We start from the raw sequence: 20,240 nt of genomic DNA, 5'->3' as shown, positions 1-20,240 counted from the left end.
ATGGCGAGAATCGAAGATCTTGCAAAGGTTTACGAACGCCACATCAAATTGCCGTGGCAGCGTACCGTCGCGGGAGCGCAGCGCATCGTCATGCTCGTCTATGAGAAGGAAGCTGAGCGCGCCCTGAGGGCGCGCCTCAAGAACTTCGAGATCGCCACGGCTGAAGCCGGCAAGACGTGGCGAACGGTCGACATCACGGACAGCTTTGCTGCCTGGATGGCGGGCGAAGAATACCGCGACGCGTACTTCGAGATGCCGGAAGACCTGCAACTGAAGCTGGATGCGGAGTTCGCCGGCTTCGTTGCCGATCGCATTCGATTGGCGCTGACCGACCCGGCCGTTGATGAGGACACGGTCGTTGCGGTCATCGGCGCCGGCTCACTCTTCGGCTTTACGCGCCTTTCGCGCGTGTTGACCCTGGTTGAGCCGGACATTCGCGGCCGGTTGCTGGTCTTCTTCCCGGGGCAGTATGAGGACAACACGTACCGCCTGCTCGATGCGCGGGATGGGTGGAACTACTTGGCCGTGCCGATCACGATGCACGGAGGGGGAGCACAGTCATGAAGCTGAAGGATGTTCTGCTGCGCGATCCGGGCCAGACGCGTCTTGCCAACAACGGTCAGGCTCGCCTGGTCGACGACCGCGACACTGAGAAAGCCATGCTGGAGCTGCGGGAGGAGCTGAAGAGCTTCGTCTGCGAGGGCCAGTACGCCGACGGGATGATCAAGATCCTCCGCGCCTTTCTCAATGGCGGCACCAGCCTTCCCGGGGCCTGGGTTTCCGGTTTCTACGGCAGCGGCAAGTCGCACCTGCTGAAGATGCTCTGTCATCTGTGGCAAAACACGGCATTTCCTGACGGCGCCACCGCCCGCGCCCTCGTCCCCAGCCTGCCGGACGAAGTGAAGGAGCTCCTCAAGGAACTGGACACTCAGGGGAAGAGGGCCGGCGGGCTGCTCGCCGCCGCCGGGGCCATGCCCAATGGGGGCACGGATGCGGTCCGCCTGACCATCCTGTCCGTCATCCTGCGCGCGGTCGGTCTGCCGGAGCAGTATGCGCCCGCCCGTTTCTGCCTCTGGCTGGAAGAGCAAGGCAAGCTCGATCACATACGCGACGCGGTGAAAGCGGCCGGCAAGGACTTCAATGCCGAACTCAACAGCCTCTATGTCAGCCCGCTGATCGCCAATGCACTGATGTCGGCCATCCCGGACCTGGCCACCGGCCCCGGTCAGGTCCGGCTTCTGCTCCGCGAGCAGTTTCCGCAGAAGCTCACCGACATCACGACGACGGAATTCCTGGATGCCGCGCGGGCTGCCCTCAGGCTCCGCGGCCACGACGGCCAGATTCCGTTGACCCTGCTGGTCCTGGATGAGGTTCAACAGTACATCGGCACGGTCCATGACCGGTCGGTGCTGGTCTCCGAAGTAGCGGAGGCGGTGTCGAAGCAGATGAACGGCCGCGTCATGATCGTCGGCGCCGGCCAGAGCGCGCTGAGCTCGGCCCCCCACCTTCAGCGTCTGATGGACCGGTTCACCGTCCGGGTGCCGCTGTCCGACATTGATGTGGAGACCGTCACTCGGAAGGTCCTGCTTCAGAAGAAGCCCGCCGCACTGGGGAATGTGCGCAGCACGCTGGACACCCATGCCGGCGAGGTCTCCCGCCAATTGAGCGGCACCCGCATCCAGGAGGGCCCGGAAGACCGCGCCGTCATCGTGGATGACTACCCGATCCTGCCGGTCCGCCGCCGCTTTTTCGAGGAATGCTTTCGCCAGCTGGATGCGGGGGGCACCCAGAGCCAACTGCGCTCGCAGCTCCGCATCGTCCATGACGCCCTGCACAAGCGGGCGGACCGGAATCTGGGGACCCTGATTCCGGCCGACGAGCTCTATGAGGCGCTCGCGCCGGAGCTGGTCAACACCGGCATCCTGCTGCGCGAGATCAACGAGCGCATCCTCCAGGTTCGGAAGGATGTGGGCGATCTGGCCGCGCGCATCTGCGGCGTGGTGTTCCTGATCAACCGGCTGAAGCGCGAGGCCGGTATGGACACCGGCATCCGCTCGACCAAGGAGCACATCGCCGACCTGCTGGTCGATGATCTGACCGCGGACAACGGCAGGCTCCGGGCGGACGTCGACGAGATGTTGAAGCGACTGGTCGACCGGGGCGACCTGATGCCGGTGGACGAGGAGTACCGGCTTCAGACCCGCGAGGGTACCGAGTGGGACCGGGAATTCCGGGCTCAGCAGAACCGGGCCGCCGCAGACACCTCCACCGTCTATTTCCGCCGCGAACAGTTGATCGGAGCGGAGTTCGAAAGCGCGATCAAGGGCGTGCAGCTGCTCCAGGGCGACGCGAAGGAACTCCGCAAGCTCGCCATCCACCGTGGCGACACGCCGCCGCCGGCCGAGACCAGCGTCATTCAGGTCTGGATGCGGGACGGCTGGACGAGCACGGAAAAGCAGGCCCAGGACGCCGCGCGCGCCGCCGGCAACGAAAGCCCGACCATCTTCGTCTTCATCCCACGGGCGCATCCGGACGCCTTGAGGGACGGCATCCGGGACATGATCGCCGCCAAGGCCACGCTGGATGCCAAGGGCATTCCCTCCACCAAGGAAGGCGAAGAGGCCAAGCTCAGTATGGACAGCCGGCTGAGCATCGCGACCAAGGCCGTCCAGACCCTGGTTAAGGAGATCGTCGGCCAGACCAAGGTGTATCAGGGCGGCGGAAACGAGGTCATGCGCCTGACCGTGGCCGACCAGATCGAAGCGGCCGCAGAGGATTCGCTTGTCCGCCTGTTCCCCCGCTTCAAGGAGGCCGACAGCGGTCACTGGGAGACCGTCTTCAAGCGGGCGCGGGAGGGAGCCGACAATCCGTTCCAGGTGGTCGGCCATGCCGGCGCCCTGGAAACGCACCCGGTCTGCCAGCAGGTGCTGACCACCATCGGCGCCGGCCGGAGCGGCTCCGATATCCGCAAGGAGCTTCAGGCACCGCCGCTCGGCTGGCCGAAGGAGGCCATCGATGCGGCGCTGGTCGCCCTGCACAGCGCCGGGGTGGTCACGGCCGTGGCCAACGGGGAGGTGATCGCCCCGAAACACCTCGACCACAACCGCATCCCCAAGGCCGACTTCCGGAAGGAGGGCTTCACGCTCAGCGCCACGCAGAAGCTGGCCCTGCGGAAGCTCTATCAGCTGCTCGGCGTCCCCAATGCAGCGGAACAGCTGGCGGCGAATGCGCCGGAATTCCTCTCCAAGCTCAAGGGCCTCGGCGCGGAGGCGGGCGGCGCTGCCCCCCTGCCCGCATCGCCGGACACCAAGGACATCGCCGACATCGAGCATCTGGCCGGCAACGAGCGGCTGAACGCGATCCACGCGAAGGCCGCGGACTTCACGGCCAGGATCGAGGCATGGACCGCGCTGAAGGAGCTGAAGGACAAGCGCCTGCCGGCCTGGACGGTGCTGGATCGCCTGTCCGGCCACGCCCGCGGCCTGGACGGTGCCAAGGACCCGCTGGAGCAGGTGGAGACGATCCGGGACAAGCGGCTGCTGCTGGACGGGACCGACCACGTCACGCCGGTGCGGGCCGCCCTGGCCGCCCTCCTGCGGGAGGAGGTCGGGACGCTCCATGCCGCGCACCTGAAGGCGCATCGGGCGGCGGAGGCGGAACTCGCCGGGAACGTCCTGTGGGGCCGGCTCGCCGCCGACCAGCAGGCCTCCATCCTCGCGGATGTCGGGCTGACGGCGCCGGCGGACCCCAACCTGTCCTCGGACGAGACGCTGTTGCAGCATCTCGACCGCAAGCCCCTGCCCACCGCCCGCGCCGAAATCGACGCGGTCGCCGGCCGGGTTCAGCGGGCGCTGGAGAAGGCGGCCAAGCTGCTGGAGCCCAAGGTCCGCATGGTCATGCTGGAGCGCACCACGCTGAAGACGCCGGAGGAAGTCGAGGCGTGGCTGGCGAAGGCGCGCGCGACCCTGACCGACGCCCTCGGCGACGGTCCGGTGATGGTGAGCTGACGAAAAGCATGCGAGCACAAGAACGTCTGAAAGGGAGCCTGTCCGATGGCATCGCTGGCGCGTGATCTTCGCCGCAATCTGGAGACCAGGGTCCGCGAAGCGCGGGTGCTGGCGGAGGTCGGGGCGCGCAAGGCGCTGGAACGGCTGGGGGTACATCTGTCCGCCAGCCCCGGCTATCTGACCGACCAGGAGAAGAAGCTGCGCGCCAAGCTGCGCGCCCATGCCAAGCGGCTGGGCGACGAGCGCCGCTCCGACGGCAGCCAGGACATCAAGCGGCTGGTGCCGGAGGTGGCGTACGAGCACTGGCACCGCATGCTGTTCGCCCGCTTCCTGGCGGAAAGCGACCTGCTGATCGACGACGGGCTGGCGCTTACCCTTGCCGATGTCCAGGAACTGGCGCGGGAGCAGGGAAAGGACTGGCTGGAGCTCGCCGCCGGCTATGCCCAACGCATGCTGCCGGAGATCTTCCGCAGCGAGGATCCGGCGCTGGCCCTGGCCCTGCCGCCGGAGACCCGCTCGGCGCTGGAGGACCGGCTGAAGGCGTTGCCGCCCGCCGTGTTCCGGGCCGACGACAGCCTGGGCTGGGTCTATCAGTTCTGGCAGGCCGACGAGAAGGAGAGGGTCAACAAGTCGGGCGGGCCGATCGGGGCGGACGAGCTGCCGGCCGTCACCCAGCTCTTCACCGAGGACTACATGGTCCTGTTCCTGCTGCACAACACGCTGGGGGCGTGGTGGGCCGGCAAGATCCTGTCGGCGAACCCGGCGCTCGCCGCCGGGGCGGCGGACGAGGCGGAGCTGCGCGCGGCCTGCGCCCTGCCGGGGGTGGACTGGACCTATCTGCGCTTCGTCCGGGAAACGCGGGAGGATGGCGGCGAGGGCGACTGGCGCCCGGCGGCCGGCACCTTCCCCGGCTGGCCCGGGGATGTGAAGGACATCACCTTCCTCGATCCCTGCATGGGGTCCGGCCATTTCCTGGTCTTCACCCTGCCCATCCTGGCGGCGCTGCGCATGGCGGAGGAGGGGCTGAACCGGAAGGACGCCGTGCTGGCGGTGCTGCGGGACAATCTGCACGGGCTGGAGATCGATTTTCGCTGCACCCAGATTGCCGCCTTCAATCTGGCCTTCGCCGCCTGGCGCCTGATCGGCGAGTACGTGCAATTGCCGCCCTTGCATCTCGCCTGCTCCGGCCTTTCCATCGGCATGGCGAAGCAGGATTTCCTGAAGCTGGCGGACAAGGTGGCCCGCGCCGCCGACCCGCAGGCCAGGACCGACCTGCTGGGCGCGGAGGCGACGCTGCTGAACGCGCAGGTGGACAGCCGCATCCGCACCGGCCTGTCCCGCCTGTATGACCTGTTCGAGAAAGCGCCGGTGCTGGGTAGCCTGATCGAACCGCGTCGGGCCGGCGGCGACCTGTTCGCCGCCGACTGGGACCTGCTGGAACCGATCCTGACGCAAGCGCTGGCCGACGGCAGCGACGAGGTAGCAGAAATGGCCGTCGCCGCACAAGGCCTTGCCAAGGCGGCGGAGTTGCTAGCGAATCGGTATGTGCTGGTGGCGACAAACGTACCGTATTTGGGACGTGGAAAACAGTCAGACTCGTTGCGAAACTGGATAGATGAGCACTATCCGAGATCAAAAAACGACATTGCTACCGTCTTCATGGAGCGGCTGTTGGAGATAATTGTCCCAAATGGGACTTTTAGTACCGTTGCGCCGGATAATTGGCTTTTTTTACCAGCCTATCGTGATCTGAGGAAAACATCCCTGATCAAGAACGGATTAGATATCTGCGCCCTACTTGGTCCGGCTGCGTTCCAAGATATGAATTGGTGGGCAGCGCGAACAGGGCTGTTCGCTATGTCTCGTAGGAGCAACATTGTAACATCGCACATCAATCTCATTGATGCCGGAGAGAATAAGAGCATCTCAGTGAAAGAGGCAATACTCTCCGGACAAGAAGGTGGCGGGTTCACGGTGCTTCCATCCTCGACTGCGTTGGTCGGCAAGGATTCGCGCCTCGACCTTCAGGGCGGGCACAAAGGAAATATTATTGGCCATTTCGCCAGAGCATCTCAGGGATTAAAGACTGGCGATGACGACCGACTGGTGCGCAGTTTCTGGGAAACCCCAGCGTTGACGGAAAACTGGCATCCAATGCAGTCGACATCTCAGGAGCAAAAGAACTATGGCGGACAGTCCAACGTTATCTGGTGGGCTGATGGAGGATCAAGCGTAGCACGGCGGCAAGGAACGAAAGCCTGGGGAAATATTGGTGTTTCTATCGGCCAAATGCGGCTGCTACCCGCAACCATCTATGGCGGTGAAATTTTTGACAGTAATGTTTGCGTTCTCATTCCGAACAACAGGGAGCACGTATCTGCACTGCTTTGCTTTGCTCATTCTGGTGAACTTACTAAGCGAGTCAGAAAAATTGAGCCAGGCAGTAAGGTGAACAATGGCACTTTCGAATTGATCCCCTTCGACCTCGCCCACTGGCAGAGGGTCGCGGCGGAGAAATACCCGGACGGCCTGCCGAAGCCGCATTCCGACGACCCGACCCAGTGGCTGTTCAACGGCCATCCCGTCGGCTCGGACGATCCGTTGCAGGTGGCGGTGGCCCGGCTGCTGGGCTATCGCTGGCCGCGCCAGACCGGCAGCAGCTTCATGGACTGCCCGGCCATCACCGAGCCGGACGGGCTGGAGCCCCATGCCGACAGCGACGGCATCGTCTGCCTGTCCCCGGTCAAGGGGGAACCGGCGGCGGCGGAGCGCCTGTCCGCCCTGCTGGCCTCCGCCTATGGCGCCGACTGGACGCCGCAGCGCCTGACCGCCCTGCTGTCCGCCGCCGGCGACGGCAAGGCGCGCGACCTCGACGCCTATCTGCGCAACCATTTCTTCAAGCGGCATGTGGAGCTGTTCCAGAACCGGCCCTTCATCTGGCATGTCTGGGACGGGCGGCAGGATGACGGCTTCCACGCCCTGGTGAACTATCACAAGCTGGCGGCCCCCGGCGGCGAGGGCCGGCGGACGCTGGAGAAGCTGGTCTATACCTACCTGCGGGAATGGATCGACCGCTGCCGGACGGAGGTGAAGGCGGGTGCCGATGGAGCGGAGGGCCGGCTGGCCGCGGCGGAGCATCTGCGCGGCCGGCTTGAGGCCATCCTGGAGGGGGAGCCGCCCTACGACATCTTCGTCCGCTGGAAGCCGCTGCGCCGTCAGGCCATCGGCTGGGAGCCGGACGTCAATGACGGGGTGCGCATGAACATCCGCCCCTTCCTGACCGCCCGCCCCCTGGACGCCAAGTCCGCCACCGCCTGCATCCTGCGCGTCACCCCGCGCATCAAGTGGGACAAGGACCGCGGGAAGGAGCCGACGCGCCCGAAGGACGACTATCCCTGGTTCTGGAACTGGGATCAGAAGACGGCGAATTTCGCCGGCACGGGTGACGAGCCCGACGGCCAGCGCTGGAACGATCTTCATTACAGCAACGACGCCAAGCGCGCGGCGCGGGAACGGAAGGGGGGCGAAGCATGAAAGCCGCAGTTGAACTGGTCGACCAGAGGGTCGGCGAGACCGTCGAGGCGTTGCGTGACCGGCTGGCGGGCATCATCGGCATCACGCCGACGGACACCGGCCGATACTTGGATGTTGATGAAAGGCGCCTGCGTTCGGCAGCCCTGACCGTGCTCACCCTGAAGCTCTATTGCGGCCTTGACGATGCGGATGCGCTCGACGCGGTGGTGGACGGCAAAGACGATTATGGCGTCGATGCGATCGTCGTGTCGTCAGTGACCGGCACGCGATTCAAGCTGACCTTCATCCAGAGCAAGCTTCACGATCGGCTGGACGGTGCCTGCAATTATGAACAGGGCGCCGTTACGGAAATGATATCGGCGCTGGAGACCTTGCTGGACCCCGACGCGGAGTTCGCCGGCAACTCACGGCTGACCCGGCAGGTGGACCATTTCCGCAAGCTGCTGCGGGAAGGCCGCATTCCCGATGTCACGGTGCTGATGGCGAGCAACGGGCGCACTTGGGTCGATGCCGTCGAGACGCGGATCAAGGACGCCGTCCGCAGGAAAAAGCTCCCGTCCAAATGGATCCATTTTGGCCCCACGGAGATGCACCGCCTTTGGCATCCGACCGAACCCGTGAATGACACGATAAAGCTGCAGGGGAAGTACCTGGAAGAGGAAATCGGCGGACACAGGGTAATCATCGGAAAGGTTGCTGTACAAGAGATTGCGCGGTTGGTTAAAGAATACGACATTCGGCTTGTCGGACGGAACGTCCGGTATTTTCTCGGCGCGGAAAAGGACTCGGTCAACTCCGAAATTGAGAAATCCCTCCAAACGAACGACGATTGCGGGAACTTTTATTTCTACAATAACGGATTGACCATTACTTGCGATCGCGTCGATTATCATCAGGGGGCACATGAGAGCCCAATTCTGCAGGCTGACAATATCCAGATTGTGAATGGCGGACAGACCAGTCTCATCATTGGCCGCGTTCTGGGCGACGAGACGCCCGCGCCCGGTGCGTGCGTGCTGACCCGCATCTACGAACTGCCGGAAAACAAGGAACTGGTCGAGCGCATCACCTGGGCGACCAACAATCAGAACCCGGTAACTCTCTCCGATCTGAGAGCGAATGACGAAGTGCAGATTCTTCTTGAAAAATCGATTGAGGAACTCGGCTATCGGTACCGCCGCAAGCGGCTTGACCGACCAATTGCTCCTAAGGAGTTCACCAGCCTCGATGTGGCCCGCTCCGTCTACGCAGTGTGGCGCAGGAAAATTATTGACGTACCGAATGAGTCCGCTCTCTTCCGCGAGCACTATGACAATGTGTTCACCGGATCGCTCAACGGGGCGCAGGCAATTCTTGCCTGCCTGATCCGGCAGCAGGTCGAGCGACTTTATATCAAGGAGTCGTTTCCAGAAAGACATACAGAGGACCGGCTGCTCCGTGAAAACAAAAGAAGGAGAGATACCTTCTTCAAAGCGGCTGGCATGCTGCTTGGAAAGTGGGTTATCGATAACGTCTGCTCAAGAGATCTATCGCAACTTGATCATCGCAAATTTCTTCACGCGGTTGATCATCTTGAGAAGGGTGCAGAATCTTTCCTTCTGACCGAATTCAGCAGGCTCAAGGATACATACAAGGATCCCGAAGAAAATCCGTGGCGTGCTTTTCCAAATCTGGTCAATGAGGCGCAGGACACCCCTGAGAAGCGCTCCGACGCCCGCGAAGCCGGGCAAGCGGTATGAGCCCCAAGACCCTGCTGGAGGCGATCCAGCACGGATTGGCCGATGCAGGGAAGACAGCCGATGGCGTCGCGCCGCCGGCCGCCATCCTCTGGACCGATCCGGACGGGCAGTGGCGGCCCCTGGTCGAGCCACTGCGCAAGCTGGTGCCGCACCTGTATGCGCTGGGACCCTATGACCCGGAACACAAGACGGGGCCTGCGATCTGGCTGAAATGCGTCGTCGACCGCGCCTTGCCCGATCTCGACCTGCCGGCGGATGCCATCCCCGTGCTCTACCTGCCGGGGGTGGCGCGCGCGGTGCTGCGCTCGGCGGAGGACTGTCCGCCCGCCCATCAGCCGCTGGTGGAGCTGTGCTACCGCGGCCAGACCTGGCACCACCGGAACGGCCGCGACTGGACGGTCGAGGGGTTCGTGGAGGCGGTTCTGGAGATCGACCTCGCCGGCGATCAGGCCACCCGCAAGGCGTTGTTGCGGATGCTCCCCCGTGTGGCCACCGAACCCGTGGTTTCTCTCCTCGGTCGCCGCATCGATGCAGAGAACCTGCTGAAGCTTGACGTGGATGACCCGGTCGGCGACCTGCTGAGCTGGATGAGCGAGCCGGGGGCCTTCCGCCAGCGTTGCGACGACGGGAAATGGCAGTCCATCCGCCAGCTCTGGCTTAAGACCTACGGCTTCGACCCGGAAGCGGACGGCGTGACGGCAGCCGGTGACAAGCTGGTGAATGACCAGTCGCCGACCTGGGCGGGCGTTTGGCGGCGGTTCTGTGCCGCTCCCAAACTCTATCCGGGCCTCTCCAAGGTCCTGCGCATGTCCTACAAGGACCTGTTCGCCGGGAGCGACCGCAACCCCCGCTTCAATGAGGACGGCGAGGTAAAACTGCGGGCCGGGCTGGAGGCCGCGGTCGACCTGCCGCATCAGGACGCCTGCGACAAGGTCATCGCCCTGGAAGCGGAGCACGCCGACCGACGCAACTCCCCATGGGCTGAACTGGGCGAGAGCCCCCTGGCGGACGCCTTGCAGCCGCTGGCCAAACTGGCCCAGATGGCGCGGTCCGGCCTGGGCGGCGCCAATGCCGCCGCGATGGCGGACGCCTATGCCGCCGACGGGTGGCGCTGCGATCGCGCGGCGCTGGAGGCTCTGACCAAGGCGATGGCGCACAAGCCGCAAGCCGGGTTGCTCTGCCGGGTCATCCGGGCCCTGTATCTGCCCTGGCTGGATCAGTCGGCCCGCCATCTCCAGGACCTGCTGGGGGCCTCGGATACAGCGGCGTCCGCGCTGGTCCATCCGTTCACGCCCGAAGCCGGGACCTGTTTCCTGTTCGTGGATGGACTCCGCTACGACGTCGCCATGGCGCTAAAGGAGCAGTTGGAGGGGCTGCAACTTCCCTGCACCGCAGGGCATCGCTTCGCGCCGCTGCCGACGGTCACTGCCACGGCCAAACCCGTCGCCATGCCGGTCGGGCCGATCATCGGGCCGGGCGGCGCACCGGAGGACTTCTGCCCCCACCTGTCCGGAACGACGGCGGCGGCAGGCGTCCTGAAGCTGCGGCAAGCGTTGGAGCAGAAGGGCGCCGTCATCGTCGCGCCGGCAAGCCCGCAGGGACCGGCCAGAGCCGGCGACGTCGGATGGTGTGAGACCGGCAAGCTTGATGAGTTGGGGCACAAACTCGACATCGGGCTCGTCCGCCAGATCGAAGACGAGTTGTCCGACTTGGTCATGCTGATCGACAGCCTTCTTTCGGTCGGCTGGCCCCGCGTGCGCATCGTCACCGACCATGGCTGGCTGCTCATGCCGGACGGGCTGCCGAAGGTCGACCTGCCCAAGTCGGTGACCTCGGCGAAATGGGCGCGCTGCGCCGCCGTGAAGGACGGCGCCTCGCCGGGGGCTGCGACCTTCCCCTGGTACTGGGACCCACATGTCCGCATCGCCATGCCACCGGGGGTCGGATCCTATCTGGCCAATGCGGCATACGCTCACGGCGGCATCAGCCCGCAGGAGTGCGTCATTCCCGAATTGACCGTTTCCCGTGGCGCGGCGCCCATCTCGGCCACCATCAAGCAGGTGGGTTGGCGTGGCCTGCGTGTCCGGATCAAGGTCGAGACCTCCACGCCGGGACTGGCCGTGGACCTTCGCCAGAAGCGAAACAATCCGGGCACCAGCATCGCCGCCTCCGTCAAGGAGCTGAAAGACACCGGTGAGGCCAGTCTGGCGGTCGAGGACGACAGCAACATGGGCACGGCCGCCTTCGTCGTCGTTCTCGACACGGATGGCAATGTGATCGCGGCGCAGATGACGACCGTCGGAGACGAATGATGAACGTGGAAATGGACAGCCTGGACCGGCTTGGCGCTGCTGCCTTCGACGGCTTCCTCGTGCGCAAGGACTTGGTCCGCCGGTACGCCCGGCAGTACCCGGTGCCGACCTACGTCGTCGAATTCCTTCTCGGCCGCTACTGCGCCAGCGTGGATGAGGAGGAGATCGCCGAAGGTCTGGAGATCGTTGAAAAGCAGCTCCGCGACCGGACGGTCCGCACCGGGACGGAGGAGCTGTTCAAGGCCCAGGCGCGCGACCGCGGCTCGGTCAAGATCATCGATATCGTCAAAGCGCGCCTGGATACGAAGAACGACTGCTATATCGCCGAACTGCCCAGCCTGACGCTGCGTGACGTGCGCATCGATGACAGCGTCGTGCGCGAGAACGAACGCATGTTGACCGACGGCTTCTATGCCGAGGTCACTCTGTCGTATGATGCCATCATCGCGCAGGAGAAGGGCGGCAGGCCCTTCGGCATCGAGGCGCTGCGCCCGATTCAGCTCTCCAAATCCGATGCGTTGGAGGTACTTGCCCGCGGCCGCGCCAAATTCTCCACCCGTGAATGGCTGGATTTTTTGATCCGCTCCGTCGGCCTTGAGCCATCCTCCCTCACGGATCGGGCAAAGCAGGTCATGCTGCTGCGCATGGCCCCCTTCGTGGAATCGAACTATAACCTCGTGGAGCTGGGTCCACGTGGTACCGGCAAGAGCCACCTGTTCCAACAAATCTCGCCCTACGCTCACCTGATCTCCGGCGGCAAGGCCACGGTCGCCAAGATGTTCGTCAACAACTCGTCGGGCGAGCGCGGCTTGGTGTGCCGCTATGATGTGGTCTGCTTCGACGAGGTTGCCGGCGTGTCCTTCGACCAGAAGGACGGCGTCAACATCATGAAGGGTTACATGGCCTCCGGCCAGTTCAGCCGGGGGAAGGAGAACATCCGGGCCGAAGGGGCCATCGTGATGGTCGGTAATCTGGATGTCGACCTGGAGCAGCAGCAGAAGATCGGACACCTGCTCGGTCCGCTGCCGCCGGAAATGCGCAACGACACCGCCTTCATGGACCGCCTCCACGCCTATGTGCCCGGTTGGGACTTCCCGAAGCTCAGCCCGACCGAGCACCTGACCGACCACTTCGGCCTTGTTAGCGACTTTATCAGCGAGTGCTGGAGCCGGCTGCGCAGCGTCAATCGGACTCAGGCGCTCGAGCGCGTCCACTTCGGCGGCGCCCTAAGCGGCCGCGACATCGAGGCGGTGCGCAAGACATTCAACGGTGTTGCCAAGCTGCTCTTCCCGGACCCGGACACGCCGATCCCGGATGAAGATCTGGAGTGGATCGTCCGACTGGCGCTGGAGGCCCGCCGGCGGGTCAAGGAGCAGCAGAAGCGCGTGTTCAAGAGCGAGTTCCGGAACACGCACTTCAGCTATACCCTGGGAGCCGATGGGGTGGAGCAGTTCGTCTCGACGCCCGAGCTCCACAGCGACGAAGCCATCGAGAGCGATCCCCTGCCCCCGGGTCAGGTCTGGGCGGTGGGCGCCTCGGCGGAGACGGCGCCGGGCCTGTATCGGCTTGAGGTGACCTGCGGACCTGGAAGTGGCGTGAAGATCCTGAATCAGCCGACACCGCCGGCACTCCGGGAGAGCGTCAAAGTCGGCGAACAGAATCTCTACGCCCGCTCGCGCGAAATGGTCGGCGATCGCAATCCGCGTGAGGAGGAGTTCTCCATCCAGATGCGGGCTATGGACAGCGATAAGACTGGGGCCGGTCTGGGCCTTCCCGTTCTGGTCGCGCTTTGCGGTTCGCTGCTGGGTCGGAACAGCCGAGGAGGAACGATCGTGGTCGGCTCGCTGAATCTCGGCGGGTCGGTCGAACTCATTCCCAACGCGGTGCGCATCGCTGAATTGGCTGTGGACCGTCAGGCACAGACGCTCCTGATGCCGGTCAGCGCCCGCAAGCAGCTCAACGACCTTCCCGATGAGCTGTGGACCAGGATCAGTATTGAATTTTATAAAGACGCCGCGGACGCGGTCTTCAAGGCGCTAGAAGATTGATTTGCCACGATTGTTCCAGGTGTACTGCAAGCGTGTTTGCTTACTGGGCTGGCAGAGCGTGCGCGGCAATGGCAGCGTTCCACGCATTAACCTTGATTGGCGACTGAGCTTCTACCGAGCCCGCGGACACCCTGTCGGTCATTTACGGGAGTGACGATGAGTTAATCTGCCTATTCGATGGGATCGGCGGGCAAAGTTGCTCGCCAATCAGACTCGACGCCCTATCGTTTAGGAGCACCTGACCGAAGCCACGATATGACCACGATACCAACTGCCAGCGCGGTGGCAATCGTAGCAGGTCCCCAGAAATGGAGCGGACTTCCGAGCTTATCCAGGTCGAGCTGGAGGATCGTCGCTACGGTGGTGGCCGGCACGGCGAGGGACGCGATGGCCGTCAGCGCCGTCAGGATCGCCGATTCCCGTCGCTGGCCCATGAGCTGCTCGACCTTGTCCCGTTCGGCGATGTCGCGGTTGATTGTCGACGCCAGCTCGTCCACGGCCGCCCGATCCATGAAGAAGCGGTATAGCCGATCCCCGATCGGATAGGTGGACGCCTTCGACGGCATGTAGATCCGGCGGAACTCGGCAAGCTCACGGCGAAGGTCGAGACCCTCGCTGCCGATGCCGGCGTCGGGTAGGCCGGCAAGCCGCTCCATGAAATCCCACAATCGGACTTGCTGATGCGCCGTCAGCACGACCAGCAGATGGTAGTAGCGGTCGATGTTGACCGTCAGCGGCGTTTCGCCTGCGGCATAGAACAGCGTGCGGGCGCCGTGCTGGCCGACCAGCCAGTTCCGCCAGACCGCCATGGTGTTCCCGACCAGCCGTTCCTGTTCCGGCACCGCAAGGGTGTAGTCCGGACGTGCCGGCGGAAGTCCGGCAAGCAGGGCCGCCGTCAGGGTGTCGGGCTCGACGCCGTCCGCGGCGTCCCGCGTCACCATCAGGATCAGGGGCACGTCATGGCCGAACCAGTCCAGTTCCTCCGCCGGTTCCACGCCCATCGGCAGCAGCCGGCGCACGACACCGCTCAGCGGCATCACGCCGTCGCCGACGTGCCAGTCCGGAAGATGTTCGGATACGGTTCGCGGAATCCAGGCCGGCAGGGCGCGGTTGAAGCGCAGCACCTCGTCGGCCGTCAACAGGTCGGCAGCTTCGACGCGGAGCAACAGGAAACCCCATTCGCCCAGCGCCAGCAGATCAACGACCCGCAGAGCCGCCGCCTTAGCCCCACAGCGCAACTCCGTCGGCGGCACCGCTTCCATTCTCCAGCGCCGCCCATGGTCGAAACCAAGCCTGCGGCGCAGTCCGCCGAGGAAGAAGCGCGCCTGATCGTCCGGAGTGCCCCATGTCGGGCCGGCTGCACCGCCGGCGAGGCCGGTCCAGCCGGTCGGCGGCGCGGCGGCTCCAGCCAGAAGCCCGGTCCGGACGGGCACGAGCAGCCAAGCGGCGAGACGGAATCGTGCATCCGCGGGCAGGGAATCGGCAATGCTCATGATTCGACCAGCTCCACCTCGTCGAGATGCCGAAGAACCTGTCCGTCCCCATGGCGTTCAGCCAGAACCCGAACCCGTCCGGGCTCGTACCCGGCGGCCTCGAGGGCATCGCACATGTCGGCCCCCACAGTCGCCGCACGCTTGGCGCGCGGCGTGGCATACCAGCGATCGGCCGCCTCACCGGCGATGCGCAGGGCGCGGGCATCGCGGCACAGCGCAGGCTCGTCCGTCGAAAGATACATGCAGGCCCCGTCCAGCATGTCACGGCGGCGGTCGTCCGGTCCGGTGGCCCGGAACTCCCAGATGGGAAGCGCAGGCTGATCCGGCGTGCCGAGGCGGGAAAGCCAGGACCGGCCCTGAAGGGTCAGCGGCTTCGGCGGCGCCAGAGCCGTCACCCGCGCCTCGATGCCGCGCCGCTCGGAAACGAACGGCGCGCCCTCCAGGGCGACGCCATGCGCGGCAAGGGCTTGGGCCAGCCGATCCCTTGCGTCGTGGCTCTGAGCCAGCGCGATGTCCATCTCCGGGACCAGCAGGTCGAGCATGCCATCCAGGGCGAGAGCGGTGGCGGAGCCCAGGCGGAGTTCCCCCATCCAGCCGCCTCCGGGGTCCGCCGCCAGCACGAGGCCGCCCTCGACGAATCTGCCGATGCCGTCGCCCACCGAATTGATGGCGACTGCCTCGTCCGGAATGCCGAAGCGGGCCAGGGCTTCGCGTCCGCCTTCGTTCCGCATCGCGTCCAGCCGCAACGACAGGATCCGGTTCGGAACTCCGTCCCGCGGTTCCAGGAAGCGCCGCCCGAAAAGGTTCGACGCGGCCTTCTCCGGCGCAAGCCGGGGAAGATCGTACACCTCGCGCGGCAGCAGATGTCCGGTCAATCCACAGACGAGCAGCGCCCGCTCGACATCCTTGACCAGCGCGCCTTCGCGCAGCGACAGGTCCCCGAGTTCCGTCGTCCGCAGCTCCGTGCCGGCAGCGTCGATGAGCCCTAGCCCTTCCAGCCGGTCGAGGAGCTGACCCGCGAACCGTTCCCGCACCGCCAGCAGCGCGTGGAGGTCTTCCGTCCGGTCGATGCCGGCGGAGATGACGGCGAGGAACGCCAGTTCGATCTCGGACATGTCCCCCCGCGAGCGCTCGCGGAGAACGACCTGGACCTCGATCACCGGGTACAGGACCCGGCCGATCAGAAGCGGACGGGCTCCGGCGGCGACGGCGGGAACGACGAAGCGGTCGAAGGGGATGAATCGCCTTGGCTGCATGCGTGACCTACTCGCCCGTCAGGGTACGGGCATCGATGAACTGTCCGTGCCTGCGCGCGTGCGTGCGCAGGCCTTCCATTGCCGAGCGGAAGGCTTCCTCCTTCGCCACGGGGTCTTTCCGCCGCCTCGTCATCGTCGCCATGTCGGCGATCAGCACGAGCTGATGCCTGGTCCGCGTCATTGCCACGTTGAGACGGCGCCAGTCGGATAGGAAGCCGATGACGCCTGCGGAGTTCGCCCTGGTCAGCGTCACGATGATCAGCTTGCGCTCCTGTCCCTGGAAGCTGTCGACGCTGGCCACCACGTCGCGGGCCGGCAAGGTCAGTTCGGCGATCGGCCCTCCGACGGCCCGTGCCTGGTCGAGCGCGCGGCGGACCTCCTCGACGTGGCTCTTGTAAGGCGCGATGATGCCGACCTCGCCATCCATGGCGACGTCCGGTCTTTCGGCTAGAACCCGGTCCAGCAGCGAGACGGCCAGCTCCGTTTCCAGACGATTGCCGAGCACCTCCGTCCTGCCGCCGGCGCGTCGGGAGCTTTCGCCGCGGCGCGGGTGCAGGCTGGTGTCGACCAGCACCAGCGGCGACGTGAAGGCACCGCACAGCGGTGTCGCCGCCATGCCGGGACCGGCATGATAGCGGCCCTCGTAGAAGCTGGACGAGATGAAGTCGCTGATGACGGCGGGACAGCGGAACTGGGTGTCCAGAACCGCCTTGCGGTCGTCCGGCACGCGCCCCCACAGATGCTCGAACCAGCTTACGTTCATGAGCCCGTCGTCCTCGACGTAGCGGGCCGTCAGGGCGTCACGGAATTCCGGCTTGACGATGGGCGGCAGCTGCTTGTGGTCGCCCACCAGAATCGCCTTCGGCGCGCGCGACAGGGGCACGATCAGATCCTGGACCTGGATCTGTCCCGACTCGTCGGCGATCACAACGTCGAACTGCACGTCACGGAAGGCGGCGCTGGTATGGATTCCGATGCAGGTCGCCCCCACCACGTCGACGCCGGCGATGAGCTGGGGATAGAGGGTTTCCTGCCGGCTCTCGGCGACGGCGTTCCGCCAGCGCCCGACCAGCAGACGGAGATCGGCAAGGCGTCGCGCATCCTCCAGCAGCCGCTCCCGCGCGCCGAACCGCAGCGCCTCGACGTTCAGCGTATCCCAAGGGCGAAAGCGGGGCGGCAAGGACGAGTCCGGGATGGGCGGCAGCTGCGAGCGGAACCGGGCACGCGCCGACGCGGCCTGACCGGCCAGCGCGTCGACATCGGCCTGCAGGTTGCCCAGCCGCGACTGCGCCGCGGCCACGGCCTGGTCGGCCAAGCGCTTGCGCTCTCCCGCAGCCGAAAGCGACTTGGTGGCGAACGGTTCCTTCATAGTGGCCCAGAGTCCGCCGACGCGGGCGAAGGGCGCACGCCAGCCGCTGGCGGAGGCGGCCTCCTGCTGCCGGACCAGAAGGTCGTTCAGAGCCTTGCGCTGCTCTTCGTACTCGGTGCCGGCCGCAGCCGCGGTCTCCCTGGCCTGCCGAAGGTCGGCGCCGATCCGGGACAACGCCGAACGGGCGTCTTCCTGCCTGCGTTCCACCGCCGCCAGTTCCGCAAGCGCGGCGTCCTGCCGCGCGATGGCGGCCGGCGCCTGTTCGGCCCAGGCTGCCGCAGCATCGAGGTCGGCGAGGACCGTCTCGACATCGGTCAGCAGCCGCTTCTGCAAGGTCGCCGCGCAGTTGTCGATCAGGAAGGGCTGGACCGCGGTCGAGACCTTGTGTTCCTGACCGAGGCGAACGCAGGTGGTGGCGGGATCGCGCGCGAGGCGCTCCAGCACATTGTCGACCGCCTTGTTGTTCTGCGACGTGACGAGAATGCGCTTGCCCTCGGCCACCAGATGCCTGACCCAGGTGAGAATGACCGTGGTCTTGCCGGTCCCCGGCGGTCCGAGCACGAGGAAGACGTCCGGGCTGCCGGCGGCCCGGTTCATCGCCTCCTGCTGCGACGGCATGGGCGTCGCGCCGGGAGGCGGTTCGACCGTGGGAGCGTGGAAGGGAGGAAACGGGTGCTCTCCCCCCAACAGGGGAAGGAGCCAGCGGTTCGCCGCCTGCCCCGTGGCCAGACGGTCGATGACCTGTTCCCGAACCCGCCTGAGGACCGGCGGATTGGCGAGGCGCAGTTCCCCCGTCGCAGGGAGCGCCGCCGCATCGATCTGGCGAGGCACCGAGACGATGATCTCGCCCGTTCCGGCCTCCAGATCCCGCACCTGCATCTGCAGCGTATCGCCGCTCGCCATGTCCATGCGTTCCAGCATGGCGGCCTTCCGCTCGATCAGCCGGCGGTGGTCGGCTTCCGGCAGGGTCAGGCGGAACTGTTGCTGGACATTGCCACGATGCGCTTCGGCCCGCCGCGCCACATACTGGAAGGGCGGCTCGGCCCTGAGTTCCTCATCCTCCAGCTCGTGGGCAATATCCGTCACCTGGCGGAGAAGGTCGGCCGCCCACGCCACTCCCGATTCCCCGATTTCGGCGTCGGACCCCGCCTCGCCTTCGCCTTCGTCGTCCTCGTCAACCGTACCGCCGCCGGCGGAGGCCGGAGGGGCATTGAGGATCCAGCGGACATAGTCGCCCGACCGGTAGGCGTCGGCACGCTCCTCGAACCGCTGGCGCAAAGCGGTGCCGCTCACCAGCTCGACACCCTGCACCCGTACCCGCCCGCCCGCTGCCAGGATGCCGGACTTGTCACCGCCCAGGGCCGGCTTCACGCCGTTCTTGCTGAGGATCAGTTTCGGTGCTTCCCCGTCGGGCGCCCAGGCGGAAATGAGAAGGCGTCCGGTAAGGATGTCGACGAAGGTGCGGCCACCCTCGCGAGCGGGCCGGCAGCGCACGCAGCACATCGTCGCCTGCGCAAGTTCCGCGGCAAGCTGGTCGAGGCTGGGAACGGTCGCGCCCGGCCAGCGCCCGCGGAAATCGGCGGCGTTCCGCGGCAGCAGGATGGGGAGAGCGCCCGGAAGCGTCACCAGCGATGCGGGATGCCAGAAGGACAGCCGGTCGGCAGTCATGACCGGGCTCCGGCCAACTGCGCCTTCAACTCCTGCGCGGAACGCGGCCTCCGATCCGGACGATAGGCGAGCGCCCGCAGAATGACGGCCTCCAACGCGGGTGTAACGCCGGGAGCAAGCGCACACAAGGTTCCGGGACCGACGCCTGACCACCCGTCGCCGTCGCCGAAATAGCGGAATTCCTGACCCGTCATAAGCCACCAGGCGATGGCACCGACGGCGAACAGGTCGGTCCGCTGGTCGAGGGGGAAGTCCGGCCGGTCGGTCTGTTCGGGCGCGGTGTAGCCGGGCGTGCCCTCCAGACCGCCGCGGCGCTCCAGGGCGAGGCCGAAGTCGATCAGCGCCACGCCTTTACGGGGGTCTCGCGGATCGCGCAGCAGGATGTTCTGAGGCTTCAAGTCGCGATGAAGGTGCCGTACGCGATGCACCCAGCTCAAGGCCTCGCAGATGTGCCGCAGGATCTCGACGCGCGATGCGGCTTCGGCGGGTCCGCGGACCGGTGCCGCGGAAACCGCGCCGGACAGCGGCGTGCCATCCATCCAGTCCAGCAGCAGAAAGCCGAAGCCGTCCTTCTCGAAGTAGGCGCGGTATCGCGGAAAGCGTTCCGGATGGTTGAGCTGGCGGTTGAGCGCCGCCATCTCCCGGCGGATCGCCCCTCCGTTGTTCCGCTCCAGGCTGAACTGCTTCAAGGCATAGGTGAGGCCGTCCAGGCTGCTGCGCACCTTGAAGAGCGCGCGGCCGGTGTCCGCCATGGGATAAATCTCGGCAAGGATGTCGAGGCGAAGGTCGAGACTGACCGTCAGCATGATGAGTA

Annotated in this window: 10 protein-coding genes; 6 read left to right on the top strand and 4 right to left on the bottom strand. The window is 65.7% G+C overall.

Translation table 11 applies throughout. The features are described 5' to 3' along the window. From AZOLI_RS14535 to brxL, 6 genes are all read left to right on the top strand, one after another. Nucleotides 1–564: a BREX protein BrxB domain-containing protein gene (locus tag AZOLI_RS14535; protein WP_014187928.1), complete on the top strand. Its 564-nt coding sequence runs from the start codon at nt 1–3 to the stop codon at nt 562–564. Then, nucleotides 561–4,007, top strand: coding sequence for a BREX system P-loop protein BrxC (brxC, locus tag AZOLI_RS14530; protein WP_014187927.1), 3,447 nt, complete (start codon nt 561–563; stop codon nt 4,005–4,007). Before AZOLI_RS14535 ends, brxC begins: the two co-directional genes overlap by 4 nt. A gap of 312 nt (nt 4,008–4,319) precedes the next feature. Then, the gene (locus AZOLI_RS14525) at nt 4,320–7,541 is read left to right on the top strand and encodes an Eco57I restriction-modification methylase domain-containing protein (protein ID WP_343206317.1); all 3,222 of its coding nucleotides are present in this window, start codon (nt 4,320–4,322) and stop codon (nt 7,539–7,541) included. Continuing rightward, nucleotides 7,538–9,280: an AIPR family protein gene (locus tag AZOLI_RS14520; protein ID WP_014187925.1), complete on the top strand. Its 1,743-nt coding sequence runs from the start codon at nt 7,538–7,540 to the stop codon at nt 9,278–9,280. The genes AZOLI_RS14525 and AZOLI_RS14520 overlap by 4 nt, the downstream gene beginning before the upstream one ends. Further along, nucleotides 9,277–11,592, top strand: coding sequence for a BREX-1 system phosphatase PglZ type B (pglZ, locus tag AZOLI_RS14515; RefSeq protein ID WP_014187924.1), 2,316 nt, complete (start codon nt 9,277–9,279; stop codon nt 11,590–11,592). The genes AZOLI_RS14520 and pglZ overlap by 4 nt, the downstream gene beginning before the upstream one ends. Next, a complete protein-coding gene (gene brxL, locus AZOLI_RS14510) occupies nt 11,589–13,640 on the top strand; it encodes a BREX system Lon protease-like protein BrxL (protein ID WP_014187923.1) in 2,052 nt (683 codons plus the stop codon). The genes pglZ and brxL overlap by 4 nt, the downstream gene beginning before the upstream one ends. 221 nt (nt 13,641–13,861) lie before the next feature. Here the strand turns inward: brxL and AZOLI_RS14505 are convergent, their stop codons facing one another. Genes AZOLI_RS14505 through AZOLI_RS14490 form a run of 4 tightly spaced genes read right to left on the bottom strand, consistent with a single transcriptional unit; the run spans nt 13,862 to nt 20,232 of the window. Continuing rightward, complete coding sequence (locus AZOLI_RS14505) at nt 13,862–15,133, bottom strand: hypothetical protein (protein WP_014187922.1); 1,272 nt, start codon at nt 15,131–15,133, stop codon at nt 13,862–13,864. Further along, nucleotides 15,130–16,389 (bottom strand): hypothetical protein, encoded by a 1,260-nt coding sequence (locus AZOLI_RS14500; RefSeq protein WP_014187921.1) that lies wholly within the window; start codon nt 16,387–16,389, stop codon nt 15,130–15,132. Before AZOLI_RS14500 ends, AZOLI_RS14505 begins: the two co-directional genes overlap by 4 nt. A gap of 7 nt (nt 16,390–16,396) precedes the next feature. After that, the gene (locus AZOLI_RS14495; protein ID WP_014187920.1) at nt 16,397–19,426 is read right to left on the bottom strand and encodes a DEAD/DEAH box helicase; all 3,030 of its coding nucleotides are present in this window, start codon (nt 19,424–19,426) and stop codon (nt 16,397–16,399) included. Continuing rightward, nucleotides 19,423–20,232 carry a serine/threonine-protein kinase gene (locus AZOLI_RS14490; RefSeq protein ID WP_044551314.1) on the bottom strand — a complete coding sequence of 270 codons (810 nt, stop codon included), beginning with the start codon at nt 20,230–20,232 and terminating at the stop codon, nt 19,423–19,425. Before AZOLI_RS14490 ends, AZOLI_RS14495 begins: the two co-directional genes overlap by 4 nt. Between the last annotated feature and the right edge of the window lie 8 nt (nt 20,233–20,240).

Origin of the sequence: Azospirillum lipoferum 4B (assembly GCF_000283655.1) — a bacterium.
Taxonomy (GTDB): domain Bacteria; phylum Pseudomonadota; class Alphaproteobacteria; order Azospirillales; family Azospirillaceae; genus Azospirillum; species Azospirillum lipoferum_C.
Note: the sequence above shows the minus strand (reverse complement) of the source record. Positions and strands in the feature narration are given on the sequence as shown.